This is a genomic window from Streptomyces sp. NBC_01288 (assembly GCF_035982055.1).
Lineage (GTDB): Bacteria > Actinomycetota > Actinomycetes > Streptomycetales > Streptomycetaceae > Streptomyces.
The window spans coordinates 4,381,086-4,407,460 of record NZ_CP108427.1 but is presented as its reverse complement, the minus strand read 5'-3'; the positions used below and the strand labels follow the sequence as shown (position 1 = coordinate 4,407,460).

Below are 26,375 nucleotides of genomic sequence, written 5' to 3'. Positions count from 1 at the left end.
GCTCATAAAGGGAGCGGTCGGACGAGCCCGTCCACGTGGGTCCGCTCGCCGCTCCGCAGGTGGAAACGGCCGCCTTCCGCCGCGTACTCCACCACCCCCGGCAACAGCACCGGCGCCCTGAACTCGGCCCGTACGTACGCCGATTCGGGCGTCCCGTGCGCGGCGAGGCACCGGGCCGCCGTCCACATGCCGTGCGCGATCGCGCGGGGGAAGCCGAAGAGGCGGGCGGTGAGGGGGGAGAGGTGGATGGGGTTGCGGTCGCCGGACGCGGCGCCGTAGCGCCGGCCGACGTCCTCGGCGAGGCGCCATTCCGCGAGGGTGGGCAACGGCTTCCGCGCTTCCCGTACTTCGCCCGCCTCCCGCTCCTCGGACGCCCGCGCGTCGGCGCGGTGGTGCCGGGCGAGATACGTGCTCCGCGACTCCCATACGACCCTGCCCGCGCCCCCGGACTCGCCGCCCACCCGCATCTCCGTCGTGACCGTCGCCTCCGTGCCACGCCGGTGCGGGGCCAACTCATCGACGTAGACGGTGAGTTCGTGGTCCCCTGTGGCCGGTACCGCCGCATGCCGGGTGATCTCCACCGACGTGTGGACCAGGCCGAGGAGGGGGAGCGGGAAGGCTCGGCAGCTCATCAGGCGCATGGCGAGCGGGAAGCCGAGGACGTGCGGGTACGTGATCGGGAGGGCGTCGTCGCCGGTCGCGAAGCCGCAGACGCGTTCGTAGGCGGCGAGTTTGGCCAGGTCGACGCGGACGCCGGGCAGGACCAGGCGGGTGCGGGGGAACTCGGCGTCGGAGCGGGGCCGTTTGAAGGGGGAGAGGAGGGCACCGCGGAGGAGGAGCGGGGTGAGTGCGGGGGTGTCGGTGAGGGGCGGATAGGGGTTGGCCATGTCCCACTCCCGGGTGGCGTCCTGGGCGGCTCTTTTCGGCTTACTTCGCAGTAAGGTTACCGCAGGTAAGGCCAAGTGGGGCGAGCCGGGCGGTCCATGGCGGGCGCATGGTCGACGCAGAGGTGACGCAGGGCTGACGTATGGCTGACAAAGCCGTGCGAACCCGCCGAGGTTGCACAGGCCCGGCTCCGTACCACCCCCGAACCAGCACGAAGTCCCCACGCGGGCCCCGTACGATCTTCGACCTAACCCGAGGTAACACCCCGGTCGCGGGCCGGGATGAACGCCTCGGTACGCACCATGCGTACCTAATGCAGCAGAGCGGTACAAGCTGCACGCCACAGGAGCTGCCATGTCCCTCGTCTATCCGTCCGGCTACGACTACGACGGCGCGCCCGTGCTCGTCGAGCCCGAGATCCGGCGGCTGGACGGCGTGGTGCGGGAGGTGTCCGTACCGCCGTTGGTGCCGCCGGCGACCCACGGCTCGCTCGCCGACCTGCCGTTCGAGAACGCGGCGGCGGCGCCGGAGCACGTGGTCCTCAGCAGGCAGGACGAGGACGGCAATTGGCGGGACGTGACGGCGACGGAGTTCGCCGAGCAGGTGAAGGCCGTCGCCAAGGGGATGATCGCGGAGGGGCTCGCGCCGGGCGACCGGATCGCGGTCATGGCGCGGACGTCGTACGAGTGGACGCTCCTCGACTTCGCCGCGTGGGCGGCCGGTCTGGTCACCGTCCCGGTGTACCCGACCTCCTCCCTCTTCCAGATCCGCTGGATCCTCCAGGACTCGGGCGCGGTGGCGATGGCCGCCGAGACGGTCGCGCAGGCGGCGGCGCTGGGTCCGGAGACGCCCCGGCTGCCCGACCTGCGCCACATGTGGGTCTTCGAGAAGGGACACCTGGACCGGCTGGCGGAACTCGGCCGGACCGTCCCGGACCAGGAAGTCTCCGTACGGCGTGGGGTGTTGCTGCCCGACACGCTCGCCACCGTCATCTACACCTCGGGCACCACGGGCCGCCCCAAGGGCTGCGCGATCACCCACGGCAACTTCCTCGCGGAGATCGACAACGCGATCGAACTCCTCTACGGCGTCTTCAAGAACAAGGCGGACGAAGAGCCCTCCACGCTCCTCTTCCTCCCCTACTCCCACGTCTTCGGCCGCATGGTCGCGGTCGCCTGCATCCGCGCCCGGGTCCGCCTCGGCCACGCCGCGAGCCTCAAGTCCGAGGACCTGCTGGCCGACCTGGCGAGTTTCCAGCCGACCTTCCTGCTGGCCATCCCGTACATGCTGGAGAAGGTCTTCAACAACGCCCGGGCGAAGGCCGAGAAGGGCGGCCGCGGCAAGGTCTTCGACCGCGCCACGAACGTCGCCCGCCGCTACGGCGAGGCACTGGAGGCCCGCCAGTCCGGCAAGGGGCCGGGCCCGACCCGCCCGTTGAAGACGGCCCGCGCCTTCTACGACCCGCTCGTCTACCGCAAGATCCGCAACGCCCTCGGCGGCAAGCTCCGTTACGTCATCTGCGGCGGCTCCCCGCTGGGCCGCCGCCTCGCCGCGTTCTACGCCGGCGCGGGCATCGAGATCTTCGAGGGCTACGGCCTGACCGAGACGACGGCGGCTGCCACCTGCACGCCGCCGCTCAAACCCCGGCTGGGGACGGTGGGTTGGCCGATGCCGGGCACCAAGGTCCGTATCGCGTCGGACGGCGAGATCCTGCTCGCCGGCGGCCAGGTCTTCCGGGGCTACTGGGACCCGCACGGCGACGGGGTGATCCCCGCGTCCCAGGACGGCTGGTTCGCGACCGGCGACATCGGGCGCCTCGACGACGAGGGCTACCTCACCATCACCGGCCGCAAGAAGGAGATCCTGATCACCGCGGGCGGCAAGAACGTGGCCCCGGCCCCGCTGGAGAACTGGCTCCGCTCCCACCCGTTGATCGCCCAGTGCATGGTCGTCGGCGACCGCCGCCCCTACGTCGCCGCCCTCATCACCCTCGACCTCGACGGCATCATCCACTGGCGCCAGATGAACGGCAAGCACCCGGTCCCCGCCGAACTCCTGGTCAACGACGAGGAGTTGATCGGGGTCCTGCAACGCGCGGTCGACGACGCGAACAAGCTGGTCTCCCGCCCCGAGTCCATCCGCCGCTTCAGCATCCTGCCGGTGGACTTCACGGAGGCGGCCGGCCATCTGACGCCGTCGATGAAGCTGCGGCGGGAGTTCGTCATGCAGGAGTTCGCGCGGGACATCGAGGCGCTGTACGCGAACTAGCCGTCTTTCAGGGTCATTTGGTGCGGACCTGGTCATTGACTTCCCAAGACCCCCGCGCGACATTCCCAGCCCATTCCCCGTCGGGCTGGAGCGGCCATGACCCCGAGCACGGACGGACAGGTACAACTCCCCGGTAGAAGACGTGTGTTGGCGGGTGGTGCGGTTGCGGCGCTCGGTGTCGCCGCCGGGGTGCGGCACGCGGCGCAGGCCGCCGATCTCCCTCTCCTCGGCACCTACGACGTCGTGGTGATCGGTGCGGGAGCGGCCGGGATGACGGCCGCGCTGACCGCCGCCAAGCAGGGCCTGAGCTGTGTGGTGGTCGAGAAGGCGCCGACGTTCGGGGGTTCGGCGGCGCGTTCCGGGGCCGGGATCTGGATCCCCAACAACCCGGTGATCCTGGCGGCCGGAGTCCCCGACACCCCCGCCAAAGCCGCCACTTACCTCTCCGCGGTCGTCGGCGCCGACGTCCCCGCCGACCGCCAGCAGTCGTTCCTCGCCCACGGCCCCGCCATGATCTCCTTCGTGATGGCGAACAGCCCGCTGCGCTTCCGCTGGATGGAGGGATACAGCGACTACTACCCGGAGTTGCCGGGCGGGCTCCCCAACGGCCGTTCCATAGAACCCGATCAGCTCGACGGCACCATCCTCGGCACCGAACTCGCCCACCTCAACCCGCCCTACCTGGCCGTCCCTTCGGGCATGGTCGTCTTCAGCGCCGACTACAAGTGGCTCGACCTGGCGGCGGTGAGCGTGAAGGGCGCGGCGGTCGCGACCGAGTGTCTGGCCCGGGGGACGAAGGCGGCGCTGCTCGGCCAGAAGCCGCTCACCATGGGCCAGTCCCTCGCCGCCGGCCTACGGGCCGGACTCCAGTCCGCGCAGGTGCCGGTGTGGCTCAACACCCCGCTCACCGACCTGTACTCGGAGGGCGGCGCCGTCACCGGGGCGGTCGTCACGCGCGCCGGAACCGCCGGGTTGGTGCGAGCCCGGCGCGGGGTCGTCGTCGGCTCCGGCGGCTTCGAGCACAACGCGGCGATGCGCGCCCAGTACCAGCGTCAGCCCATCGGCACGGACTGGACCGTCGGCGCGAAGGAGAACACCGGCGACGGCATCCAGGCGGGCCAACGGGCGGGCGCGGCCCTGGCGTTGATGGACGACGCCTGGTGGGGACCCACCATCCCGATCCCCGGCGACCCGTACTTCTGCCTCGCCGAACGCACCCTCCCCGGCGGCCTGTTGGTCAACCAGGCGGGTTCGCGCTTCGTCAACGAGGCCGCGCCGTACAGCGATGTCGTCCACATCATGTACGACCGCGACACCGCGGCCCCCGACATCCCGGCCTGGCTGATCGTCGACCAGAACTACCGCAACCGGTACCTCTTCAAGGACGTCCTGCCGACGTTCACGTTCCCGGACGACTGGTACAGCTCGGGCGCGGCGTACAAGGCATGGAGCCTGGACGCCCTGGCCACCTCGATCGGCGTCCCGGCGGCGGCCCTCCGCTCCACGGTGAGCCGCTTCAACTCCCTTGCGGCGAACGGCAAGGACACGGACTTCGGGCGCGGCGACAGTGCCTACGACCACTACTACACGGACCCGTCGATCCTCCCCAACTCCTGCCTCGCCCCCCTCTGGCTGCCCCCGTACTACGCCTTCCGCATCGTCCCCGGCGACCTTGGCACGAAGGGCGGCATGCGCACGGACGCACGGGCCCGGGTGCTGCGGGCGGACGGTTCGGTGATCCCCGGCCTGTACGCGGCCGGGAACGCGAGCGCGGCGGTGATGGGGCACAGCTACGCGGGCGCGGGCTCGACGATCGGGCCGGCGATGACGTTCGGGTATGTGGCGGGGATGGATCTGGCGGGGGCGCTGTAGGCGGCGGGTCGCAGCGGTCGTAGGGCTGCCGGTTCGGCCTGGTCATCACCCGGTCAAGGGATGGCCAGGTCGGTGTCAAGCGGCCGTATGCATTGCGCATGCAACGGGTCCGGAGGGCTGACATAGCCGGATTTGGGCCCTGGGTCGGTGGCTACTGTGATGGCGCGAATGTGTCCACAGCGACCATGACGACTCACGGGGAAGAGGAGACGGCGGTGGGGGAGCCGAACCGTTCACGCCTTCTTGACTACACGCAGGGGCCGGCGGCGGGGGTGCCCGAGGCGCGTCGGTCGCGTCTGCTCGACTATGCCGAGGCCGCGCCCCGGCCCGGTCCGGCAGCCGCCGGGCGGCCCGGACCCCGGCCCGGTGTCCCGCCGTACGAGACGCCCGTGTTCGTGCCCGCGCATCCCCGGTATGTCGACGCGGTGGACGAGGACGGGCGGGCGGTCCGGGTGCCGTTCGTCGTCTACGAGCTGTTCGAGCATCCGCCGCGGCGCACCGCGGCCTACGCCTTCAGTACGGTGGAGAAGCTGGTGGCCGCGTTCGGCGGGGCCCAGCCGTGGGTCGGGACCTCGATCGGACCGCTCGCCGAGGCGATGGGCGAGCGCGGCGGCACCGTCGTCCTCGACCCGAACGTCGCCCCGGGGCAGCCGAATTGGCGGCCCGCCGACCTGGCCGCCTTCGCGCGGGAGGTGCGCTGATGTCGGCCGACTTCAAGGCGGTGCTGAGCGACCTCACGTCGATGGCCACGACCCTCCACGACCAGGCCACCGACTACCGGAAGCTGCACCCCCAGGTCGCCCCGCCCGTGGTGAGCGGCGGGGACGCGGGGCTCGACGACGCCATCAAGGAGGTCGCCCATCTCATCCTCGGCCTGCACATCGGCTTCGCGGACCGGCTGGACGACCACGGCGACAAGGTCGCGTACGCGCGGGACTCCTTCCACCGGCACGACGTCGACGTCCACGGGGTGTTCGAGGACCTGATGGTCGGGGAGGACTGAGGACTCATGGGCGACAGCTGGGTCGGCGGTGACATCGGCGGGCTGCACACGATGGCCACGACGTACAAGAACGCGAAGGACCAACTCGACGACGTCGTCCGGCCGGTCACCAGTGCCGTCGAGACGCTCGTCGACGACGCGGGCTGGAAGGGCGACGCGGCGGAGGAGTTCCGCGCGAAGTGGAGCGAGGACGCGCTGACGGCGGGGGCGTTCGCCGGCATGGTGAGTGACGTGGGGGACATCCTCGGCACCCTGGCCGACGCGCTGTCCACGTGCGAGACGGCCTTGCAGAACGCGGAGCATGTCGCGACGGGCAAGGGCGTGTCCACGGACGACAAGGGCGTGCCGCTGCCCCTGGTCACGGCGAACCCGCCCGGTGCGGCGGACCAGAAGACGATCTCCGCGATGACCGAGTACGACACGGTCCGCAAGCAGGTCGCGCACACCGCACAGCACGCCCGGCTGGTCGCCGCGGACAAGCTGCGCGGGCTGTACGCCCAGGTCACCGCGCCGGTGTCGACCGGCGACAAGATCACCATCGCCGACGCGCTGCGCGGTCTGTACGCCTACGACGCGGAGGACGCGCGGGCCGGCGGCAAGAAGGCGCGCACCGAACTCGACGACGCGAAGGCCGCGGAGCAGACGGCGAAGAAAGAGATGCGGGCGGAACGCAAGGCATACCAGAAGGCGGGCCGCGGACTGCCCAAGGACCTGCCCGCCAAGGGCGCCTACCGTGACGCGGTCACGCAGGTCGACTCGCTGGAGGAGGCGATCGCCCGCGCGGACGTCGGTAGCGGCAAGCTTCCGTACGACCGGTTGCTGAACGTCAAACTCGCCGATGCGGCGGACGCGTTGAGGTTGGGCAGGGGGCTTGAGGCGCTGCCGGAGTTCCTCAAGGAGATTCCCGTGCTGGATGTTGCCGCGGCTGCTGCCTGTGGGCTGATCGAGGCGAAGGACGACCACGACAAGGGGTGGTCGTGGCAGCACTCGGTGACGGTGGATGTGGGTGCGGCCGCCGGTGGTGTGGTCGTCGGCGCTCTCGCGGTGGCCGCGGCGCCGGAAGTGGTGACCGCGGCCGGCGCGGCGCTGGTGGCGGGGGTCGGCGTCGGGTCGGCGATCCTCGCGACAGACATCCTCGACCACACCTTCCACGAGCACTGGAGCGAGGACATTCACGACCACGGGGTTGTCGGCGGCGTGCTGCACGGCGCCGGCAACGTCGCCTCGGACACCGTGGGCGACGTCGGACGACTCGGGAAGGACGTATGGCATGGCGTCACGAGCATCTTCTGAGGCTCATGCTCGCGGAACACCCACCGACATCCCGGCGCTGCCGAAGCTCGGCAGGACCTGGTACACGCGTGGCGCGCTCTACTGGCTGTGCCGCGCCCGCACGACCACCTTCCTGATCATCCTGATGGTCGTTGTCAGCGTTTTCGATGTCGTGCTCTACAACGGCTTCACCAGCGAGTGGCAGCCGACAGTGCGCGCGGTGTGGAACGGGGTGACGGCGGTCGCGTCCTGCGGGGCCCTCGTCTGGGGCTGGATGCAGCAGCGCCGGGAGCACCACAGGGCTCTCCTGGACCCGCCCACTCCCGCGCAGACCATCCGGGCCAAGCGCGACCACAACAGGCAGGCCCCCGGCAGGGCCTTCGCCAACCGTTGGATGGTGCTGCTCCTGGTGCCCGTCCTACCGGCCCTGGCCGCCTACACCATCGGCTGGCTCACCGCCTGGACCACCGTCCGCGAATACCCGAGCGAGGTCGGCGCCCGCCGCTGGATGCGGGAGCACCCGTCCGGAACATGACCCCCTCCGACATCCCGAACCTGCCCGGACTCGGCACCACCTGGTACGAGCGCGGCGCACGCTACTGGCTGCGCCGGGCTTCCGGAGCCCTCCTCTGGTCCGTCCTGCTGGCCTTCTTCTGCTACATCGCACTCGTCCTCTACGGCGGCTTCCGCACGAGGCTGCCGCCGACGGTGCGCACGGTGTGGGACTGGGCGCAGGTGGCCCTGTCCTTCGTCGCCCTGCTCTGGGGATGGCGGGTGCAGCGCCGGGACCATCACAAGAAGCTGCTCGACCCGCCCTCCCCCGACCAGGCCCACCAGGCCAAACGGGACGAGACCCGCCGCTCCACCGGGCCGGCCGTCGCGGGCCGCGCCCTCTGGCTGGTCGCGGCACCGGTCGCCCCGGCGCTGGCGGCGGGCTGCGTCGGCTGGGTGGCCGCCGCGTTCGCGGTCCGCGAGTACCCGAGCGAGGTCGGCGCCCGCCGAGCCCTAGAGCGCAACCGCAGCTCCAGCCACACCTTTGCGGGCCATCAGAAACGCCTGCGCTGACGACTCCCCGAGTTCCTCTTCCGCTTCCCGCACGGTCCGTGACCGCAGCGCGAACCCCGCGGCCTCCAGCAACTCGGCCATCGCTTCCGGTCGCCGGCGCTCGAAGTCCAGAGTCACCGGGTGACCGAAGGGACGGTCGAGGGTGAGGGGTCGGTCGCCGGCCTGGAAGGCGAGCAGCAGATACCCGCCCGGTGCGAGGATCCGGTGGAACTCCGCGAAGAGGAACGGGAGTCGGTCCACAGGCGTGTGGATGGACGAGTACCAGGAGACGGCCGCCGCCAGCGCCCCGTCGGGGATGTCCAGCTCCAGCATCGAACCCTGCCGGAAGCGCAACCCCGGGTTCTCGCGGCGCGCGATCCCAAGCATCGACTCGGACAGATCGAGCCCGAACACGTCCAGCCCCTGCGCGGCGAGGAACGCCGTGGACCGCCCCGGCCCGCACCCGAGATCGACCACCTGCCCACCCTCGCCCCCACCCCGACTCACCAACTCGGCGAAGCCCGCCATCACCGTCCAGTCCCGCGGCTTGGCGCTGCGCTCCCCGGCGAAATGCTCGGCGTAGTCCTCGGCGATGGCGTCGTAGAAGGTCCGGGTACTGGCCACGAAGTCGGCTTCGGATGAGGTGGAGTTGGAGGGCATCGATGTCATGGCCGCGGACCCTACCGACGCCCACTGACAACGGGCCGCCCTATCCACCCGCCCGGAGACAGCCGTCTGGACTTCCGCCGCCGGACGGCAACCCGCCGGGATCCCCGCGGCCCGCCCGACGACCCTCGACCGGGTTTTCCGCCACCCGCTCGGCGACCCCCGGCCGGGTTTTCCGCCACCCACCCCGCGACGACAAGCCCCGCCCAACCGCCGGAGGCAAAGGCAGGAGCCCCGTCGCCTTGCGGCGCGGGGCTCCTTGGGTCTTGCTATCCGTTCCGGATCAAAGCACCAGGCTCCGAGACCGAATGACTGCGATCAGGTGACTCAGACGGGGGTGACGTTCTCCGCCTGCGGGCCCTTCGGACCCTGGGTCACGTCGAAGGAGACCGCTTGGTTCTCCTCCAGCGAGCGGAAGCCGCTCGCGTTGATCGCGGAGTAGTGAACGAAGACGTCGGGGCCTCCGCCTTCTTGGGCGATGAAGCCAAAGCCCTTTTCGGCGTTGAACCACTTCACGGTTCCGGTAGCCATAAGCCCTCCTTGGGCCCAAAGGGTTGCCCTGCTCCAGAACCCTGCAAGTGTGAAAACAAGTCCCGCACTACTGCATACGTCTGAAAACGACAAGAGCCCGCGGTTACATGCTCCGCAGGCTCTGTACTGCAAGGGAAACCAAACTGCAACTTGCGGCGAGCCTAGCACTCGGGCAGCCGAAAGCAATAGAGGCCAAGATCACATCACTCGGACGTTTGAAGATCGCCGGAGGCTTGACTGTGGGGCCGAAGTATGGAGCGTACCTCATGAGGTCTAGCCTCACGTCGTGGACAATTCTCGCACCCGGCCGCGCGTCGGCCACATCCAGTTCCTGAACTGCCTGCCCCTGTACTGGGGGCTCGCGAGAACAGGCACGCTTCTCGACTTCGAGCTCACCAAGGACACCCCGGAGAAGCTCAGCGAGCAGCTGGTGCAGGGCGACCTCGACATCGGGCCCATCACGCTCGTCGAGTTCCTCCGCAACGCGGACGACCTGGTCGCCTTCCCCGACATCGCCGTCGGCTGCGACGGCCCGGTGATGTCCTGCGTGATCGTCTCGCAGGTCCCGCTGGACCAGCTCGACGGCCGCCGGGTCGCCCTCGGCTCGACCTCGCGGACCTCCGTACGCCTCGCGCAGCTCCTCCTCGCCGAGCGCTACGGCGTCCAGCCCGACTACTACACCTGCCCGCCCGACCTGAGCCTGATGATGCAGGAGGCCGACGCCGCCGTACTCATCGGTGACGCCGCCCTGCGCGCCAACCTGCTCGACGGGCCCCGCTTCGGCCTGGAGGTGCACGACCTCGGCTCGCTCTGGAAGGAGTGGACCGGGCTGCCGTTCGTCTTCGCCGTGTGGGCCGCCCGCCGCGACTACCTGGAGCGCGAGCCGGTCATCACCCGCAAGGTCCACGAGGCCTTCCTCGCCTCCCGCAACCTCTCCCTGGAGGAGGTCGGCAAGGTCGCCGAACAGGCCTCCCGCTGGGAGGACTTCGACGAGGAGGTTCTGGAGCGGTACTTCACCACCCTCGACTTCCGTTTCGGCGCGCCCCAGCTCGCCGCCGTCGCCGAGTTCGCCCGCCGCGTCGGACCCACGACCGGTTTCCCGGCCGACGTGAACGTGGAACTGCTCCAGCCGTAATAGCCGTATAGACAGAAGGTGGCGCACTACCCTGCTGGAAGTCGTACGGGGGAGGGGTGGACGGCATGCAGCCGCTCGGAGACGACGAACCCACGGTCGTGGGGCCCTACCGGCTGCTCGGCCGGCTCGGGTCCGGTGGGATGGGCCGGGTCTACCTCGGGCGCAGCGCGGGCGGTCGTACGGTCGCGGTCAAGATCGTGCATCCGCACTTCGCGCTCGACGAGGAGTTCCGCGCCCGCTTCCGCCGCGAGGTCGACGCCGCGCGGCGGGTGGGCGGTGCCTGGACGGCCCCCGTGCTGGACGCCGATCCCGAGGCCGCGGTGCCGTGGGTGGCTACGGCCTATGCCGCCGGGCCCTCCCTCTCCGCCGCCGTCGCGGACGGCGGGCCGCTGCCCACGGCCACCGTACGGGCGCTCGGCGCGGGGCTGGCCGAAGCGCTCACGGCAGTACATGAGTTGGGGCTCGTGCACCGGGACGTGAAGCCGTCCAACGTGCTTCTCACCCTCGACGGGCCGCTGTTGATCGACTTCGGGATCGCCCGCGCCACGGAGGGCACCGCCTCCCTCACCTCCACCGGCGTCTCCGTCGGCTCGCCCGGCTACATGGCCCCCGAGCAGATCCTCGGCAAGGGCGCGACAGGTGCGTCTGATGTCTTCTCGCTGGGGGCTGTGTTGGCTTACGCGGCCACGGGCACATCCCCCTTTCCCGGTGACTCCTCCGCCGCGCTCCTCTACAAGGTCGTCCACGAAGAGCCTCAACTCGGGGAGATGGACGGGGACTTGCGGGAGCTGGCGAGTGCCTGTCTGGCCAAGGACCCCGCCGCGCGGCCGACCCCGGGTGAGGTGGGGCGGTGGCTCGCTCCGGACGGGGCCGCCCGGCTGGTGGCCGGGGGGTGGCTGCCGGGGGCGTTGGTGGAACAGGTCAGCCGAAGTGCCGTACAGCTGCTGAATCTTGAGGCCGCGGGGGTGGCCGAGAGCGTGCCCTCGGGGCCGGTGGGGTTCAGCAGTCCGTCGGTGGGGGCGGGGGGCGGGGCCTTCGGGCCGGCGCCGGTGATGCCCAAGTCACCTGCGGGGCCGGCCGGGTTCGTACCCGAACCGCGTGACGCGGCCCCGTACGACACCGTCCCACCGGCCTCCGGGCGGCACCCCGGAAAGGTCTCCGTCTCCGTTGCCGCCACGGCGGCTCCCGGGCCCAACGGGCGTGGCCGCAGGGTCGGTTGTGCGGTGGCGCTCTCCATCGCCGGGGCGCTGGCGGTGGTGACGCTGGTGCCGGTGTTGTTGTACTGGATGCAGCCGGACGACAAGGGCAAGGACTCCTCGGCGGGCGCGATCCCGACCGCTTCCGCTACTTCCTCCGCCTCCGCCACGGCGAGCAGCGCGCCGAGCGCGGGCGACGGCTCCTCGCTCAAGTCCATCCCCGACCACTACCTGGGCACCTGGGAGGGCGAGGGCACCGCGCTGGGCGGCACGCTTCCCGACGGGACCTTCCGGATCACGATCGCCAAGGTGGGCGTGGGGCAGCGGTTGGGCATCCTCCGCCAGACCGACCAGCTCGGCGGGGTCTGCGACGACGTACTGACCCTGAAGCAGGTGACGAAGACCCGGCTCGTCGCCTCGGCGGCGGGCGCGACGTCGAACCGCGACGTCTGCAACCAGGCCGCCCACACCGTCACCCTCACCCCGGTCGGCGACGACCTCACGTACCTGTCGGACAGTTCCGCCGAGGGCTCCCCGACCGCGCGGTTGTCCAAGGTCAAGTAGCGGTCGGGGCCGCCGAGTGGACTACGACCAGCTGCTGATCGCCCTCGCGGGGGTGTGGGGCGCGGGTGCGGGAGCGGTGGTGGCGCGGGTCGGCCGGCGCGGCGCCGGTACCGCTCTCCTGGTCGTGCTGATGTGTGTCGCCCTCGCCGCCGCCACCGGGATCAGGCCCGAACTGGCGGTCTGGCTGCTGCTCGTGCCCGTCGCGGTCCTGTCCGCCGGTGCCGTCGGCCTGGCGCTTCCCCTCGCCGGTGCCACCCTCGCCCTCCTCGGTCTCGTCACCTTCCTGCCCGAGCACGCCGGGCACTGGACGACCGCGCTGCTCGGCGCCCTCGCGCTCGCCGGCGGGTACTTCGCGCTGAGCCGTATCGACTCCGGCAGTGGTGGTGGTCTGGGCATCGACGAGGTGAGGCTCGCGGTCGGGGCGGGGGTCGTGCTCGGGTGGTACGGGTGGCCGACGGTGATGCTGGGCGCGCTCGCGGGGTTCCTGCTGCGGGCGGTCTACGGCGGTTTCGCGGCCCGGAGACGCCGGGACGGCCGGGGGATCGTCGTCCCCTTTGGGCCGTTTCTGCTCGCCGGTGCCTTCCTCGGACTGCTGGTCGGCGCGTACACGGCCTGAGGTGCCTGAGGTCCGGGCGGAAAATCCGCTGGCGTAGGCTGGCGAGGTCCGTCAGCACCATCTGCCCGTCCGCAACCCTTGACGAAAGGGACCTCCCGGTGACCGAGAAGGCCGAGCTTCAGTCCGTCCTCGACCGTGCCGCCGAGGGCGGGCGCATCACCCCCGAAGAGGCGCTCGACCTCTACCGCGACGCCCCGCTGCACGCGCTCGGCGCCGCCGCCGACGCCGTACGCAAGCGTCGGTACGCGGGTACGGAGCACATCGCGACGTACATCATCGAGCGGAACATCAACTACACGAACGTGTGCGTCACGGCGTGCAAGTTCTGCGCGTTCTACGCCGCCCCCAAGGACACCGCGAAGGGCTGGACGCGGGACCTCGACGACATCCTGCGCCGGTGCGCCGAGACCGTCGAACTCGGCGGTACGCAGATCATGTTCCAGGGCGGACACCACCCGGACTTCGGCGTCGAGTACTACGAAGAGCACTTCGCCGCGATCAAGGGCGCGTACCCCCAGCTGGTCATCCACTCCCTCGGCGCGTCCGAGGTCGAGCACATGGCCCGCATCTCGAAGGTCACCGTCGAAGAGGCCATCACCCGCATCCACGCGGCCGGCCTCGACTCCTTCGCGGGCGCCGGTGCGGAGTTGCTCCCCGCGCGCCCCCGCAAGGCCATCGCGCCCCTCAAGGAGTCCGGCGAGCGCTGGCTGGAGATCATGGAGGCGGCGCACAACCTGGGCGTCGAGTCCACGTCGACGATGCTCATGGGCACCGGCGAGACCAACGCCGAGCGCATCGAGCACCTGCGGATGATCCGTGACGTGCAGGACCGCACCGGTGGCTTCCGCGCCTTCATCCCGTACACCTACCAGCCCGAGAACAACCACCTGAAGGGCCGCACGCAGGCCACGCTCTTCGAGTACCTGCGGATGATCGCCATCGCGCGTCTCTTCATGGACAACGTCGCCCACATCCAGGGCAGTTGGCTGACGACGGGCAAGGAGGTCGGCCAACTCTCCCTGCACTACGGCGCGGACGACCTCGGCTCGATCATGCTGGAGGAGAACGTCGTCTCCTCGGCCGGTGCCAAGCACCGCTCCAACCGCATGGAGATCATCGACCTCATCCGCAAGGCGGGCCGAGTCCCCGCCCAGCGGGCCACGACGTACGAGCACATCGTCGTCCACGACGACCCGGCGAACGACCCGGTCGACGAGCGCGTGATGTCCCACATCTCGTCCACCGCGATCGAAGGCGGCACGGCCCACCCGGAGTTGAAGCTCCTGTCGGCCAACTAGGCCTCCTGTGCTGACGATTCACACGGCGGACGAGGGCGGAGCCGTCGCCGTCGAGGGCGCCCGGGTGGTGGGTGTGGGGACGCTGGCGGAGATCCAGGACCGCTTTCCCGGCGCCCGGGTACGGAGTTGGCCGGGTGCGCTGGGTCCCGCCCGCGTCCACGAGGGCCCCCTCCCGGACGCCCCGAGCCCCCGCGAACGCATCCACGCCGTACTGAAAACGGGCGCGACCGCCGTCCTGGCACAACACGTCGACTCCCTCGAACTCCGGGCGGCGGCACAGCGGAACGACGTCATGGTCCTCGCCGCCCCACGCCCTACGACTCTTGTCGACTTGGGCCGAGCCGACCTCGCCGTATTCGACGAGGCCGGCACATGCATCGCAACGGTGTGTGCGGGCCGGTTGGTTCACCGACGCCGCTAAGGGCGTTTCTTTTAGGGGCGCGGGGCTGTGCCATTTTGCGGCTCCGCCGCGCAGTCCAACACCCCTTCTTTTAGGGGCGCGGGGAACTGCGCGACCAGCCACAACGCACCGTCACCCGACAACGCACCCGTCACCCGGCAAACGCTTCCCCGAACGCCCCCGCAGACTGCGTCACCCCACTGCAGTCCGTAGCCGCGTCGTCGTCCGAACTACCGCTCTCACACTGCTGATCCCGGAACGTCGACCACATCGACACCCACGCGATCTTCTTCGACTCGGCGAACGTCCGCACCTGCGCCGCGTCCGAGAGCGAGAACGTCTCCCCGGAGACATCGTTCACGCCCAGCATCGATGTGAGCGCCATCCCCTGCCAGGCCCCCGCGTCCGAGAGCCCGAACACCTTCTTCAACTGGGTGTGCGTGGCCGTAGCGGACGTGATCGCGTAGTCGCCCATGTCAGCGGTGTACGACTCGCCGTAGTTCATCGTCATGATGTTGACCGTGGAGACGGCCACCGCGTTGTCGTTGGCGGACTCCAGCAGCGCCAGGCTGTCGGAGTCGAGGCCGGACGGCATCACGGGCAGGGTGAAGGAGACCTTGAGGTCGGTGCGCTCCTTCTGGAGCAGGGCTATCGCCTTGGAGCGCAGGGCGACCGACGTGGAGTCGGTCAGCGCGTCACCCTCGATGTCGAAGTCCGCCTGCGTGGAGCCCGCCGCGTCCAGCGCCTCGCCGTACGCCTTCGCGAGGGCGGTCGCGCTGGTGCAGGTCTCCGCTAGCTCCTTGCCGGACGCCCCGCCGAAGGAGACCCGGACCGTGGCCCCGGAGGTCTTCAGCGCCGAAATCCTGGACTCCACCGCCGAGTTGTCGATCGCGGTCGTACCGTTCCACTCAGGCGTGCAGGTGCTGCCCTTGGCGATGGCGAAGGACAGGTTGTACGTCGACGGGGACCCCTTGCCGTCCATGTCCGAGGCCGTCGTGGCGCTGACGTACGGGGCGTAGGCCGTGCTCGACGACGAGCCCGACGAGGCGGACGACGACGGCGTCGACGACGGTGTGGACGTAGCGCTGTCCGTCCCTCCGGAGGACGAGTCCGACGAGTCACCGGAGCTGGAGGAGCATCCGGTGACCGCGAGGGCAAACAAGCAGGTGAGCCCGGCCGCCGGTTTCAGGAAACTCCTCATATGAGCATGCACCCTTTCCGTCTCGGGACGGTGATTTCTGTCTCAGGATGGAAACAGAGTCGGTTTCCGAAGGCTAAATGAAGCACATGGGGCTGTGTCTCACGAAGACAGAAAAAACATAGGAAACCCACGGGTATCGTTGCGCGAAACGGTCAAGCCGGGCGGCGAAGCGGAAAATTGGGGACACTACTGACACCGGCCGCTCATAAGGCTTTTCCTGGGTTCTCTAAGGGAAGGCACAGGTTGCGGCTTTTTTCTGGGCGGGCTCACAAGAGAATCAGAGTTTTGGTCACATAAAGGCGGCCTAATGTCTGGGGAATGCAATCCGAGTCCGCCATCGATAACCGCGCCTCTGCGCGGGGTCGCCGCCGCAAATCCGGCAACGGGTCCGCTGAAGGTCCCGTGTTCGTTGACAACTCCGGCCGCCGGTCAAAGGTGCTGCGCCGGATCGGCCTCCTCATGGGCACCGTCTGCCTCGGGTACGCGTTCGTACTCGGCATGGCGTTCATGGGCTGGGGCATCTCCGCCAACCCCTCCTCGCTGCTGCCCTTCGGCGGCGGCCAGGCCGGTTCCGCTCCCGGCGGCGGCAACGCCCCCGACGGAGGCAGAGGCGGTGTAGCGCCCTCCGGCGCTCCGTCCGGCGCTCCGACCGACATCCCCTCGGGCGCCCCCACCGGTGCGGCCCCGTCCGCCTCCGCCACCGCGAACTGACGGGAGTGCACGCGCAGTCATGACTACGACGACTCCCTCGCGCGGGCGCCGACGCGCCCCCACGCGGATGGCGCGGGCGCGCGGCAAGGCCTCCGCGCTCCAGCGGCCCCGAGTGATTCTCGCCCTGCTGCTTCTGCTCGGCCTCACCTGCGTGATGCTGCTCGACGGCTACCTGCGCGCGGAAGTCGGCGGCGACGAACGCGTCCGGGACGGCGCGAGCGCCAGCAAGGTTCCCGACAAGGTGCTCAACGGCGGCCCGATCCTGACCTTCCGGAACGGCAAGCCGGTCACCCAGACCGTCCCGAAGAAGACCATCGTCCTCACCTTCGACGACGGCCCGAACCCCACCTACACGCCCACGGTCCTGAAGATCCTCAAGAAGTACGACGTGCCCGCCACGTTCTTCCTGGTGGGCTCGATGGTCTCGCGCTACCCGGACATCGTGAAGCAGATGGTCGCGCAGGGCGAAGAGGTGGGCATCCACACCTTCACCCACGTCGACCTCTCCTACCAGAGCGACGCCCGCGTCAAGCGCGAGATGCAGCAGACGCAACTCGCGCTGGCGGGCGCGGCCGGCATCACGACGACGCTGTTCCGCGCGCCGTACTCCTCGGAGACGGACGCCATCGACAACTACAGCTACCCCGTCTACAAGAAGCTCGGCGCCGAGGGCTACACCAGCGTCTTCGTCGACACCGACAGCGACGACTGGAAGCAGCCCGGCGTCGCGAAGATCATCAAGTGGGCGACGCCGTCCGGGACTTCGGGTTCCTCGGTGCTGTTCCACGACGCCGGTGGTGTGCGTTCGCAGACCATGAAGGCGCTGCCCACGTACATCGCGAAGATGAAGGCGAAGGGCTACACGTTCACCACCGTGAGCGGCGCCATCGCCAAGAACAACTCCGCCGAGCGGGCGAACGGGGCCGGCGCGGGTGCCGGAGCGGGCGCGGCTGCCGGGACGAGCACCGGCAACGTCGAGGCCGGCGCCAAGCCGTCCGCGACACCTTCCGCCGCGCCGTCCGCCGCACCGGGCGGTACCGGTGGCACCGGCACGGGCAACGGCCAGACCCCGGTCGACTCGGCGGTCGGCGGCGCGGCGGCCGGCGGCACCGGGGGAGCGGGCGGCAACCGCTCCGGTACCGGCAACGGGCGGACCTCGGTCCTCCAGGGCGCCCACCGCGAGGCCACCGGCATGACCCTCTACGAGGGCAAGGCGCTCATCTACGCCGTCACCGTCGCCGAGTGGGTGGTGCCGGGACTCGCGGCGGGCCTCACCGTCGTCGGCGTCGCCGTCATGAGCCGCTTCGGGATGATGCTGATCCTCGCCCGGCGCCACTACAGACAGCGCAACAAACGCCGGTTCAGCTGGGGACCCACGGTCACCCGCCCGGTGACGGTGATCGTCCCTGCGTACAACGAGAAGGAGTGCATCGCCAACACCCTTGAGTCGCTGGCGAAGAGCACCCACCCGATCGAGGTCATCGTCGTCGACGACGGCTCCTCGGACGGCACCTCCGAGATCGCGCGCGAAGCCGCCCGTTCCTTCGGCATGACGAACGTCCGGGTCATCCGCCAGGAGAACGCGGGCAAGCCCGCCGCCCTCAACAACGGTGTGCGCAGCGCGAGTTACGACATCGTCGTGATGATGGACGGCGACACCGTCTTCGAACCCGACACCGTACGGCAGTTGGTGCAGCCCTTCGCGGACCCCGAGGTCGGCGCGGTCGCGGGCAACGCCAAGGTCGGCAACCGCAACACGATCATCGGCGCCTGGCAGCACATCGAGTACGTGATGGGCTTCAACCTCGACCGCCGCATGTACGACCTGCTGCGCTGCATGCCCACCATCCCGGGCGCGATCGGCGCGTTCCGCCGCGAGGCGGTCCTCCAGGTCGGCGGCATGAGCGAGGACACGCTCGCCGAGGACACGGACATCACCATCGCCATGCACCGCGAGGGCTGGCGGGTCGTCTACCAGGAGCACGCCAGGGCCTGGACCGAGGCCCCGGCCTCCCTCAAGCAGCTCTGGTCGCAGCGCTACCGCTGGTCCTACGGCACTATGCAGGCGCTGTGGAAGCACCGCAAGTCCCTTACGGACAAGGGTCCTTCGGGTCGCTTCGGCCGGGTCGGGATGCCCCTGGTGGTCATCTTCCAGATCATCACGCCGGTCTTCGCCCCGCTGATCGACGTCTTCACCGTCTACTCGATGATCTTCGTCGACTTCTGGGCGTCCCTCGCGATGTGGTTCGCGGTGCTCGGCATCCAACTCCTGTGCGCGGCCTACGCGTTCAGGCTCGACAAGGAGAAGTACCGCTACCTGCTGATGATGCCGCTCCAGCAGCTGGCCTACCGCCAGATGATGTACCTGGTCCTCATCCACTCCAGCATCACCGCCCTGACCGGCGGCCGGCTGCGCTGGCAGAAACTCAAGCGCACCGGCGAGGTCGGCACACCGGCGGGGGCGAGCTGATGAGCTGGGAACAACAGCAGGGATACGGGGGTGGCTACGGCCAACCGCAACAGCCCCAGCAGCCCCAACAGCCGTACGGCTACGACGGGTACGGGCAGCCTCAGCCGTACGGCCAGCCGCAGCAGCAGCCCTCGCCGTACCCGTATCAGCAGCAGCCGTACCAGCAACAGCCGTCGCACCAGCAACAGGCGCCGTATCCGCAGCAGTACGCGGGGACGGACTACGGGCAGGGTGCGGGGACGGGCGTCGTAGGAGAGACGGCGACGCTGCCCGCGGTGGAGCCGGAGGCCGAGCCGGAGCCGGTGGCCGAGAAGGCCGTGGACGAGGTTGTCGAGGAGCCCGCCGAGAAGGCCGCGCCCCAAAAGGCGGGCCGGGACCGGTACTTCGACACTCTGCGGGCCGTCGCGCTGGTCCGGGTCGTGACCTACCACACCTTCGGGTGGGCCTGGTGCGGGATGGTGTTCCCCTCGATGGGGATCATGTTCGGGCTGGCCGGGACGCTGATGGCGAAGTCGCTGGAGCGGCCCGCGCTGAAGGTGGTCAAGAGCCGGATGCGGAGGTTGCTGCCGCCGTTCTGGTTCTGGGGTTTCTTCGTGCTCGTCGCGATGATGATCCACGACTGGATGCCGGGCTGGCAGATCGTCTTCTGGATCGTGCCGGTCGGGGATCCGCCGGGCAACGCCTGGGGCACGCAGGCCTGGGAGATCCTCTGGTACCTGCGGACGTATCTGTGGTTCGTGATGCTGTCGCCGGTGCTGCTGTGGATCTTCCGCAAGGCGCCGATTCCGGTGCTGCTGCTGACGCTTGTGCCGATCGTCGTCCTCAAGTACGTGTGGGCGGGGCCGGACAACCGCTTCGGCAACGCGCTCTGGGACCTGTCGACGTACCTCTTCTGCTGGATCCTCGGCTTCGCGCACCGCGACGGCGTACTCCAGAAGCTGAAGCCGTTCCTGGTGGTCACGCTGTCGGTCGCCGCGATCGTCTTCGGCGGCTGGTACGCCTTCACGCACCAGGCCGAGGCTGGGACGTACGACCTGGACGAGAACCCGCTCGCCCAGACGTACTGGTCGGCCGGTTACGTCATGCTGCTGATGTGGGCCAAGGCCTACTTCAACATCGACTTCGCCTGGCTGACCCGGTTCAAGCGGCTCGACCGGATCGTCACGATCTTCAACTCGCGGGCCGTGACGATCTATCTCTGGCACGAGATCGCGCTGGTGCTCGCGGTGCCGCTGACCGACCAGTTCTGGAAGGTGCCCGCCTTCGAGAAGTGGCTGCCGCTGGGGAGCCAGTGGTTCATGTTCGGCATCGGCTGGATTCTCATCGCCGTCTTCATCGTGCTGTGCGGCTGGGTGGAGGACGTGGCGGCGAAGAAGAAACCGAGACTGCTGCCGTCGTGAGCAGGTGTTCGTGGGTGAGTGCGGGCCGGGCGCCTTCGGGATGCCCGGCCCGTACTGCCACAATGGGCCCGTGACCCGCGCATCCCTGGACAAGCAGCCGCACGAAGTCGCCTCGATGTTCGACGACGTGGCGGAACGGTACGACCTCACCAACGACGTGCTGTCGCTGGGCCAGGACCGCCGATGGCGCAAGGAGGTCACGAAGGCGGTCGACGCCCGCCCCGCGCAGAAGATCCTGGACCTCGCCGCCGGTACGGCGACCTCGTCCCTCCCCTTCGCCCGCAGCGGCGCCTATGTGGTGCCCTGCGACTTCTCCCTCGGCATGCTCCAGGTCGGCAAGAAGCGCCACCCCTGGCTGCCGCTCACGGCCGGCGACGCGACCAGACTGCCGTTCAAGGACGACACGTTCGACGCCGTGACCATCTCCTTCGGGCTGCGCAACGTGCAGGACACGGACACCGCGCTGCGCGAGCTGTACCGGGTGACCAAGCCCGGCGGCCGGGTGGTGATCTGCGAGTTCTCGCACCCGACCTGGGCGCCCTTCCGCACGGTCTACACCGAGTACCTGATGCGCGCGCTGCCGCCGGTCGCCCGGACCGTCTCCTCGAACCCGGACGCGTACGTCTACCTCGCCGAGTCCATCCGCGCCTGGCCCGACCAGCCCGCACTGGCCGAGCGGCTCCGCAAGGCCGGCTGGTCGAAGGTCGCGTATCGCAACCTCAGCGGGGGGATCGTGGCCCTGCACCGGGGTTTCAAGGACAGCGTGGGCTCCGCTACCTGATCACCGTCTCGAAGAACGCGTCGCCCGGCGGCTCGTCCAGCTCGCGCTGCATTCCGCCGCTCGGCGGCCGGGGGATGCGCGGCTCGCGCATACCGCCTCCGCCGTCCCCCTCGCCGAAGTCGAACCAGACGTAGATCACGGAGTCCCGCGGCACCTCGGCGTCGGGCTGCGGGTACTGCCGTACGACGTAGTCGACGACGGCGAGATGGAAGTCGGGCCGGTCCGGAGAGTTGATGAACAGCCCGCGCGACTGGGCCGTCTCGCGCGCGTCCACGGCCATCAGGCCGACGAGCCGTGGCACGCGCACTTCAGGTGTTTTGGGCGTTATACGCACAGATGTCACCCCCAGCGGTACGGGAAGGGTAACCCCGGTCCGGTCCCGACCGGAAGCGTCAAGTGTCGTTCTGTAGCGGATGGTTACTCTGGGTTACAGGTCGAGCCGGTAGCAGTGGCCCTCCTCCTCGCGCGAGGGCGTGGTGAAGACCTCGGCGAGGTGCATGCCCAGCCGCTGGGTCACCGCGATGGACCGGGTGTTGCGGGCCAGGACCATCGCCACCACGCTCGGCACCCCGGCCGCCCGCACCCGCTCCAGGGTCGTCTCCGCGGCCGCCGTGGCATACCCCTGGCCCCAGAACTCCCGCCCCAGCCGCCAGCCGATCTCGATCTCACCCTTCGGTCCCCAGTCCTGCGGCCACGGCTGGGCGCCGGTGAAGCCGATGACCCGGTCCTCGGCGTCGAGCATCGTCCACAGGCAGAAACCGCGCTCCGCGTCGTGCCGGCGCTGGCGGGCGGTGAGTTCCTCGTAGACGGACAGCTCCGCGGCTTTCCCGCCGTGGAACTCCATGACGTCCGGGTGGGCGAAGGCCCGGTGCCAGGCCACGGCGTCCTCGTCGGTCGGGACGCGCAGCCGTACTGCGGGGAGAGCTCGGTTCACGGGGCAGCCCTTCAGCCTGGTGATCAGTGGCGCTGAATAGACTGCCCATGTCCAGTGCCGGTCGGCACGCAGATTCCGAACTTGGGGAGATCCCGCCGTGACCGAGCCCCTCTCCGAAAACACCGCCGATGTGATCGTCGTCGGCGCGGGGCCAGCCGGCTCCGCCACCGCCTACCACCTCGCCAAGTCCGGACTCGACGTACTCCTGCTGGAGAAGACCGAGTTCCCGCGCGAGAAGGTGTGCGGCGACGGACTCACCCCGCGCGCCACCAAGCAGCTCGTGGCCATGGGCATCGACATCTCCGAGGAGGCCGGCTGGCTGCGCAACAAGGGCCTGCGCATCATCGGCGGCGGGGTCCGCCTCCAGCTGGACTGGCCGGAACTCGCCTCCTTCCCGGACTACGGCCTCGTCCGAAAGCGCGACGACTTCGACGAACAGCTCGCCCACAACGCCCAGAAGGCCGGCGCCCGTCTCTACGAGCGCTGCAACGTCGGCGCCCCGATCGTCGACGAGCGCACCGGCCGGATCACCGGCGTCAACGCCAAGCTCGGCGAGGAGAAACGCGAAGTCACCTTCCACGCGCCCCTGGTGGTCGCCGCCGACGGCAACTCCACCCGCCTCTCCCTGGCGATGGGCCTGCACCGCCGCGAGGACCGCCCGATGGGCGTGGCGGTCCGGACGTACTTCACCTCGCCCCGCCACGAGGACGACTACCTGGAGTCCTGGCTGGAACTGTGGGACCGCCGTGGCGCCGAGGACCGCCTGCTACCCGGCTACGGCTGGATCTTCGGCATGGGCGACGGCACCTCGAACGTCGGCCTCGGTGTCCTCAACACCTCTGATTCCTTCAAGGAGTTGGACTGGCGCGAGGTGCTGAAGGCCTGGTGCGCGTCCATGCCCGAGGACTGGGGCTACACCCCCGAAAACATGACCGGCCCGATCCGCGGCGCCGCCCTCCCGATGGCCTTCAACCGCCAACCCCACTACACGAAGGGGTTGTTGTTGGTCGGCGACGCCGGCGGCCTGGTGAACCCGTTCAACGGCGAGGGCATCGCCTACGCCATGGAGTCCGGCCAGATCGCCGCCGACGTCATCGTCCAGGCCCACGCCCGCCCCACCCCCGCGAGCCGCGAACTCGCCCTCCAGCGCTACCCGCAGGTCCTCAAGGACACCTACGGCGGCTACTACACGCTGGGCCGCGCCTTCGTGAAGCTCATCGGCAACCCGAAGGTCATGAAGATCGCGGCCCAGCGCGGCCTGACGCACCCCTTGCTGATGAAGTTCACCCTGAAGATGCTGGCCAACCTCACCGACCCCACGGGCGGCGACGCGATGGACCGCATCATCAACGGGCTGAGCAAGGTGGCGCCGAAGGCGTGACCGTGGGTGCGATCAGCCGCTGAGCGCGGCTGTCTTGGCGGCCCGGCGGGCGAACACCTCGTCACGCCGGTCCGTCACCTGCCGCAGCGCCTCCTTGCGGTCCCGCTTGGAGAGCCGGTCCAGATACACCTGGCCGTTGACGTGGTCGGTCTCGTGGGCGAGGCAGCGGGCGAAGTACCCCGTGCCCTCGATCACCAGCGCGGTGCCGTCCTTGTCGAGCCCGCGCACCACGGCCCGGTCCGGACGCGGTACGTCCATCACGGCGCCCGGCACCGACAGGCAGCCCTCGCCCTCGTCGAGCAGCCGGCGCCCGGCCGGGTCGAGCGGGTCCAGCACCGGATTGATGATGTGTCCGACATGCCGGACACCGTCGTCGTCGGGGCAGTCGTACACGAACAGGCGCAGATCGACGCCCACTTGGTTGGCCGCGAGGCCGGCTCCGTCGGCGACGTACATGGTGAGGAACATGTCGTCGATGAGCGCGGCGAGGTCGGGCCCGAACTCGGTCACGTCCCGGCTCGGCCGATGCAGGACCTCTTCGCCGACCTCGGTGACGCGCCGCACGGAACCGCGTCCGGCCTCGGGCGCGGGCCGGGGGTAGGAGTCGACGGGGCGGCCCTGGACGAAGACACGTGGCATGAGTTGCTCTCCTCGGGTTTGGCGTCCGGCCGTCTGGTTAGCCGAACTTGAGAACCTTGAGAAGAGAGCCTTTCAGGAGAGCCGCGAACTCCGGTAGTGGGAACACCCCGTGGGTCCGGGGTACCGGAGGACACGCCGAGGGGACCGCTGCCCCCGAGGCAGCGGCCCCATGCTCACGGCGTCGTGCGCGGGTTCAGAGCACCCGCACCGCGCCGGTCGGCATGTCGTACGACAGGGGCCGCTCCACGATGCCGGTGGAGGGGTTCTGCGCGCCGACGAACATGCCGTCGCCCACGTACACCGCCACGTGATAGGCGCTGCCCGCGCTGCCCCAGTACAGGATGTCGCCGGCCTGAAGGTTGCTCAGGGACACCTGAGTACCCGCGGTCGACTGATCCTGGGAGACGCGCGGCAGGCTGACGCCGACCTGCTTGAAGGCGGCCCCGACGAGCCCGGAGCAGTCGTAGGCGCTGGGGCCGGTGGCGCCCAGGACATAGGACTTGCCGATCTGGGCCTTCACGAAGGCCACGATGGTCGCGGCCGAACCGGTCGCCGTCGACGAGCTGGTGCTCGTGGAGGCGCTCGTGGTCGCCGTAGAGGCCAGGGTGGTCCTCTCGGAGCTGCGTGAGGCCGCCTTCGCCGCAGCCTCCTTGCGAGCGGCCTCCTGAGCCTTCTTCTTGGCCTCCGCCTTCTTCTTGGCGACCGCGAGGTCCGCCTTGGCCTGCTTCGCGGCGTTTGCGGCTGCCGTGTCGCGCTCGGCCTGTAGCTGGTAGTTCGCCGCGGCCTGCTGCGTGGCCTCGGCGGACTGGGCGACCTGTGTGGACAGATCGGCGGTCAGGGTGGGCAGTTGCAGGGTCTGCGTTGTCTCGGCGGCATTGGCCGAGGCTGCACCAGCCGCCGCCATGCTGAGAACGCCACCGGCAACTCCGGCCCGCACGGCGATGTTCGTCGTCGCGCTGCGGCGGGGTTTCCGGTGGCTGCGTATGTGAGCGGTGTGGGACATGAGACCAACCGGTATCAGGGGCTCCTCCATACCTTCAAGAAACGTGTGCTGCGCCACAATTGTTCAACGGGCCCCATCAACCCCGGGTGTGTCGTTCCTTATTGACGCCGTAACGGACATTGCGGACCTGGGCGATCAGGCCCGTGATCACGGTCTTTCGTCGGTACGCCCGAATTGCCCGCGACCTACCACCTGTTGGGACAGGTGGCCAAGCCCCGTTCTCATGCGCCTCTCATGAGTGTGGCGGAGGTCACGGAACGGTTACCGGAATGCGTGCGTCCTGCGTGGGTACCGCGGACGGGTGACTTCGTGAACGCGTGCACGCGTCCACACCGTGCCGCGCGCCTCCCTCTGATGTGTGAACGGGCCTCCACTATCAAGCGGTCCCGTCCAACTCCAATTTGCATGCAAGGGAAGCCTCTTGATATTGAGATGCCGCCCTCGGCCTGCGATGACGAGCGGAAATGTCACCTCTGGTGATCAGTCGGACGCTTCACGTGCGAAGATCGCCGCTCGCCTGGCTTGATGATCCACGGTCAGGTGGTGGAGATCACAAAGCTTGTGTAATACCCCGTGTCGCAGATCACAGAGCGCCGGGCATAAGATGCGAGGCAGTTGGGCTTGTGACCTGCTTCACATGTTCTCGATCTTCGTTGGGACGAACGGGGGTTGGGCGGCGCGTGAGCCGGAAACGGACCCGATGCCATCGCCAGCAGTCAGTGCCGACTGAGAGGAGCGAGGAGCGGTGAACGCGTATGCGCCCATCCTCGTACTGGGAGCCCTCGGGGCAGGCTTTGCGATCTTCTCCGTGGTCATGGCCACGCTGATCGGTCCGAAGCGGTACAACCGGGCCAAGCTCGAAGCGTACGAGTGCGGCATCGAGCCGACCCCCACGCCGGCCGGCGGCGGGCGCTTCCCCATCAAGTACTACCTGACGGCGATGCTCTTCATCGTCTTCGACATCGAGATCGTCTTCCTCTACCCCTGGGCCGTCACCTTCGACGCCCTGGGTGTTTTCGGGCTCGTGGAGATGCTGCTCTTCGTGCTCACCGTCTTCGTCGCGTACGCGTACGTATGGCGGCGCGGCGGCCTGGAATGGGACTGA

The 26,375-nt window shown here is 69.4% G+C and carries 26 protein-coding genes; 18 read left to right on the top strand and 8 right to left on the bottom strand.

The annotated features are described in order from the left end of the window. Positions 1–2: 2 nt before the first annotated feature. Positions 3–887, bottom strand: a complete 885-nt coding sequence (locus OG194_RS19445; protein WP_327402096.1) for a MaoC family dehydratase — start codon at positions 885–887, stop codon at positions 3–5. Between the two features lie 352 nt (positions 888–1,239). Between OG194_RS19445 and OG194_RS19440 the strand changes: the two genes are divergently transcribed. The 7 genes from OG194_RS19440 (at position 1,240) to OG194_RS19410 (ending at position 8,365) form a co-directional block, all read left to right on the top strand. Further along, positions 1,240–3,153 carry an AMP-dependent synthetase/ligase gene (locus OG194_RS19440; protein WP_327402095.1) on the top strand — a complete coding sequence of 638 codons (1,914 nt, stop codon included), beginning with the start codon at positions 1,240–1,242 and terminating at the stop codon, positions 3,151–3,153. A gap of 96 nt (positions 3,154–3,249) precedes the next feature. Then, positions 3,250–5,025, top strand: coding sequence for a 3-oxosteroid 1-dehydrogenase (kstD, locus tag OG194_RS19435; RefSeq protein WP_327402094.1), 1,776 nt, complete (start codon positions 3,250–3,252; stop codon positions 5,023–5,025). Between the two features lie 185 nt (positions 5,026–5,210). Continuing rightward, positions 5,211–5,726 carry a hypothetical protein gene (locus tag OG194_RS19430; protein ID WP_327402093.1) on the top strand — a complete coding sequence of 172 codons (516 nt, stop codon included), beginning with the start codon at positions 5,211–5,213 and terminating at the stop codon, positions 5,724–5,726. Further along, entirely contained in the window at positions 5,726–6,028 is a 303-nt protein-coding gene (locus OG194_RS19425) for a DUF6317 family protein (RefSeq protein WP_327402092.1), read from the top strand. Before OG194_RS19430 ends, OG194_RS19425 begins: the two co-directional genes overlap by 1 nt. 6 nt (positions 6,029–6,034) lie before the next feature. Continuing rightward, positions 6,035–7,321, top strand: a complete 1,287-nt coding sequence (locus OG194_RS19420) for a WXG100 family type VII secretion target (RefSeq protein ID WP_327402091.1) — start codon at positions 6,035–6,037, stop codon at positions 7,319–7,321. Then, positions 7,299–7,835 carry a hypothetical protein gene (locus tag OG194_RS19415; protein ID WP_327402090.1) on the top strand — a complete coding sequence of 179 codons (537 nt, stop codon included), beginning with the start codon at positions 7,299–7,301 and terminating at the stop codon, positions 7,833–7,835. Before OG194_RS19420 ends, OG194_RS19415 begins: the two co-directional genes overlap by 23 nt. Beyond that, the gene (locus OG194_RS19410; RefSeq protein ID WP_327402089.1) at positions 7,832–8,365 is read left to right on the top strand and encodes a hypothetical protein; all 534 of its coding nucleotides are present in this window, start codon (positions 7,832–7,834) and stop codon (positions 8,363–8,365) included. Before OG194_RS19415 ends, OG194_RS19410 begins: the two co-directional genes overlap by 4 nt. Here the strand turns inward: OG194_RS19410 and OG194_RS19405 are convergent. Further along, positions 8,306–9,004: a class I SAM-dependent DNA methyltransferase gene (locus tag OG194_RS19405; protein WP_327407131.1), complete on the bottom strand. Its 699-nt coding sequence runs from the start codon at positions 9,002–9,004 to the stop codon at positions 8,306–8,308. The two genes, OG194_RS19410 and OG194_RS19405, sit on opposite strands and share 60 nt — an antisense overlap. Before the next feature lie 333 nt (positions 9,005–9,337). Continuing rightward, the gene (locus OG194_RS19400; protein ID WP_003998944.1) at positions 9,338–9,541 is read right to left on the bottom strand and encodes a cold-shock protein; all 204 of its coding nucleotides are present in this window, start codon (positions 9,539–9,541) and stop codon (positions 9,338–9,340) included. A 286-nt stretch (positions 9,542–9,827) separates the two neighbouring features. On the opposite strand from OG194_RS19400, the gene OG194_RS19395 reads away from it, so the two are divergent. The 5 genes from OG194_RS19395 to OG194_RS19375 all read left to right on the top strand — a co-directional run bounded on the left by OG194_RS19395 (position 9,828) and on the right by OG194_RS19375 (position 14,771). Then, on the top strand, positions 9,828–10,676 hold the full coding sequence (locus OG194_RS19395; RefSeq protein WP_327402088.1) for a menaquinone biosynthetic enzyme MqnA/MqnD family protein: 849 nt from the start codon (positions 9,828–9,830) through the stop codon (positions 10,674–10,676). A 65-nt stretch (positions 10,677–10,741) separates the two neighbouring features. Then, positions 10,742–12,436 carry a serine/threonine-protein kinase gene (locus OG194_RS19390; protein WP_327402087.1) on the top strand — a complete coding sequence of 565 codons (1,695 nt, stop codon included), beginning with the start codon at positions 10,742–10,744 and terminating at the stop codon, positions 12,434–12,436. A 16-nt stretch (positions 12,437–12,452) separates the two neighbouring features. Next, complete coding sequence (locus tag OG194_RS19385; RefSeq protein WP_327402086.1) at positions 12,453–13,052, top strand: hypothetical protein; 600 nt, start codon at positions 12,453–12,455, stop codon at positions 13,050–13,052. Between the two features lie 98 nt (positions 13,053–13,150). Beyond that, on the top strand, positions 13,151–14,350 hold the full coding sequence (gene mqnC / locus OG194_RS19380; protein WP_327402085.1) for a cyclic dehypoxanthinyl futalosine synthase: 1,200 nt from the start codon (positions 13,151–13,153) through the stop codon (positions 14,348–14,350). 7 nt (positions 14,351–14,357) lie between these two features. After that, positions 14,358–14,771: an imidazolonepropionase-like domain-containing protein gene (locus tag OG194_RS19375; RefSeq protein ID WP_327402084.1), complete on the top strand. Its 414-nt coding sequence runs from the start codon at positions 14,358–14,360 to the stop codon at positions 14,769–14,771. A gap of 130 nt (positions 14,772–14,901) precedes the next feature. Here OG194_RS19375 and OG194_RS19370 read toward each other — a convergent pair whose 3' ends face one another. After that, the gene (locus OG194_RS19370) at positions 14,902–15,951 is read right to left on the bottom strand and encodes a chitinase (protein WP_327402083.1); all 1,050 of its coding nucleotides are present in this window, start codon (positions 15,949–15,951) and stop codon (positions 14,902–14,904) included. A gap of 402 nt (positions 15,952–16,353) precedes the next feature. Here OG194_RS19370 and OG194_RS19365 point away from each other — a divergent pair, with 402 nt between their 5' ends. The 4 genes from OG194_RS19365 to OG194_RS19350 all read left to right on the top strand — a co-directional run bounded on the left by OG194_RS19365 (position 16,354) and on the right by OG194_RS19350 (position 21,313). Then, on the top strand, positions 16,354–16,662 hold the full coding sequence (locus OG194_RS19365) for a hypothetical protein (RefSeq protein ID WP_327402082.1): 309 nt from the start codon (positions 16,354–16,356) through the stop codon (positions 16,660–16,662). Positions 16,663–16,681: 19 nt separating this feature from the next. Beyond that, positions 16,682–19,132: a bifunctional polysaccharide deacetylase/glycosyltransferase family 2 protein gene (locus OG194_RS19360; RefSeq protein ID WP_327402081.1), complete on the top strand. Its 2,451-nt coding sequence runs from the start codon at positions 16,682–16,684 to the stop codon at positions 19,130–19,132. After that, on the top strand, positions 19,132–20,532 hold the full coding sequence (locus tag OG194_RS19355; protein WP_327402080.1) for an acyltransferase family protein: 1,401 nt from the start codon (positions 19,132–19,134) through the stop codon (positions 20,530–20,532). Before OG194_RS19360 ends, OG194_RS19355 begins: the two co-directional genes overlap by 1 nt. A 70-nt stretch (positions 20,533–20,602) precedes the next feature. After that, positions 20,603–21,313: a demethylmenaquinone methyltransferase gene (locus tag OG194_RS19350; RefSeq protein ID WP_026151058.1), complete on the top strand. Its 711-nt coding sequence runs from the start codon at positions 20,603–20,605 to the stop codon at positions 21,311–21,313. On the opposite strand, the gene OG194_RS19345 is transcribed toward OG194_RS19350, so the two are convergent. Together OG194_RS19345 and OG194_RS19340 are read right to left on the bottom strand one after the other, a co-directional pair. After that, complete coding sequence (locus OG194_RS19345; protein WP_318018114.1) at positions 21,306–21,620, bottom strand: PASTA domain-containing protein; 315 nt, start codon at positions 21,618–21,620, stop codon at positions 21,306–21,308. The genes OG194_RS19350 and OG194_RS19345 overlap by 8 nt on opposite strands. 120 nt (positions 21,621–21,740) lie before the next feature. After that, complete coding sequence (locus tag OG194_RS19340) at positions 21,741–22,247, bottom strand: GNAT family N-acetyltransferase (RefSeq protein WP_327402079.1); 507 nt, start codon at positions 22,245–22,247, stop codon at positions 21,741–21,743. A 97-nt stretch (positions 22,248–22,344) separates the two neighbouring features. Between OG194_RS19340 and OG194_RS19335 the strand changes: the two genes are divergently transcribed. Beyond that, a complete protein-coding gene (locus OG194_RS19335; RefSeq protein WP_019061216.1) occupies positions 22,345–23,628 on the top strand; it encodes a geranylgeranyl reductase family protein in 1,284 nt (427 codons plus the stop codon). Positions 23,629–23,640: 12 nt separating this feature from the next. Here the strand turns inward: OG194_RS19335 and def are convergent, their stop codons facing one another. Together def and OG194_RS19325 are read right to left on the bottom strand one after the other, a co-directional pair. Next, entirely contained in the window at positions 23,641–24,267 is a 627-nt protein-coding gene (def, locus tag OG194_RS19330) for a peptide deformylase (protein WP_327402078.1), read from the bottom strand. Positions 24,268–24,460: 193 nt separating this feature from the next. Beyond that, positions 24,461–25,270: a C40 family peptidase gene (locus OG194_RS19325; protein WP_327402077.1), complete on the bottom strand. Its 810-nt coding sequence runs from the start codon at positions 25,268–25,270 to the stop codon at positions 24,461–24,463. A 745-nt stretch (positions 25,271–26,015) separates the two neighbouring features. Here OG194_RS19325 and OG194_RS19320 point away from each other — a divergent pair. Continuing rightward, the gene (locus tag OG194_RS19320; protein WP_007383963.1) at positions 26,016–26,375 is read left to right on the top strand and encodes an NADH-quinone oxidoreductase subunit A; all 360 of its coding nucleotides are present in this window, start codon (positions 26,016–26,018) and stop codon (positions 26,373–26,375) included.

Excerpts from the sequence above, each read along its gene's own strand:
- OG194_RS19445 (WP_327402096.1), bottom strand. The coding sequence starts at position 887 with ATGGCCAACCCCTATCCGCCCCTCACCGACACCCCCGCACTCACCCCG.
- OG194_RS19440 (WP_327402095.1), top strand. The coding sequence starts at position 1,240 with ATGTCCCTCGTCTATCCGTCCGGCTACGACTACGACGGCGCGCCCGTG.
- kstD (WP_327402094.1), top strand. The coding sequence starts at position 3,250 with ATGACCCCGAGCACGGACGGACAGGTACAACTCCCCGGTAGAAGACGT.
- OG194_RS19430 (WP_327402093.1), top strand. The coding sequence starts at position 5,211 with ATGACGACTCACGGGGAAGAGGAGACGGCGGTGGGGGAGCCGAACCGT.
- OG194_RS19425 (WP_327402092.1), top strand. The coding sequence starts at position 5,726 with ATGTCGGCCGACTTCAAGGCGGTGCTGAGCGACCTCACGTCGATGGCC.
- OG194_RS19420 (WP_327402091.1), top strand. The coding sequence starts at position 6,035 with ATGGGCGACAGCTGGGTCGGCGGTGACATCGGCGGGCTGCACACGATG.
- OG194_RS19415 (WP_327402090.1), top strand. The coding sequence starts at position 7,299 with ATGGCGTCACGAGCATCTTCTGAGGCTCATGCTCGCGGAACACCCACC.
- OG194_RS19410 (WP_327402089.1), top strand. The coding sequence starts at position 7,832 with ATGACCCCCTCCGACATCCCGAACCTGCCCGGACTCGGCACCACCTGG.
- OG194_RS19405 (WP_327407131.1), bottom strand. The coding sequence starts at position 9,004 with ATGCCCTCCAACTCCACCTCATCCGAAGCCGACTTCGTGGCCAGTACC.
- OG194_RS19400 (WP_003998944.1), bottom strand. The coding sequence starts at position 9,541 with ATGGCTACCGGAACCGTGAAGTGGTTCAACGCCGAAAAGGGCTTTGGC.
- OG194_RS19390 (WP_327402087.1), top strand. The coding sequence starts at position 10,742 with ATGCAGCCGCTCGGAGACGACGAACCCACGGTCGTGGGGCCCTACCGG.
- OG194_RS19370 (WP_327402083.1), bottom strand. The coding sequence starts at position 15,951 with ATGAGGAGTTTCCTGAAACCGGCGGCCGGGCTCACCTGCTTGTTTGCC.
- OG194_RS19360 (WP_327402081.1), top strand. The coding sequence starts at position 16,682 with ATGACTACGACGACTCCCTCGCGCGGGCGCCGACGCGCCCCCACGCGG.
- OG194_RS19355 (WP_327402080.1), top strand. The coding sequence starts at position 19,132 with ATGAGCTGGGAACAACAGCAGGGATACGGGGGTGGCTACGGCCAACCG.
- def (WP_327402078.1), bottom strand. The coding sequence starts at position 24,267 with ATGCCACGTGTCTTCGTCCAGGGCCGCCCCGTCGACTCCTACCCCCGG.
- OG194_RS19325 (WP_327402077.1), bottom strand. The coding sequence starts at position 25,270 with ATGTCCCACACCGCTCACATACGCAGCCACCGGAAACCCCGCCGCAGC.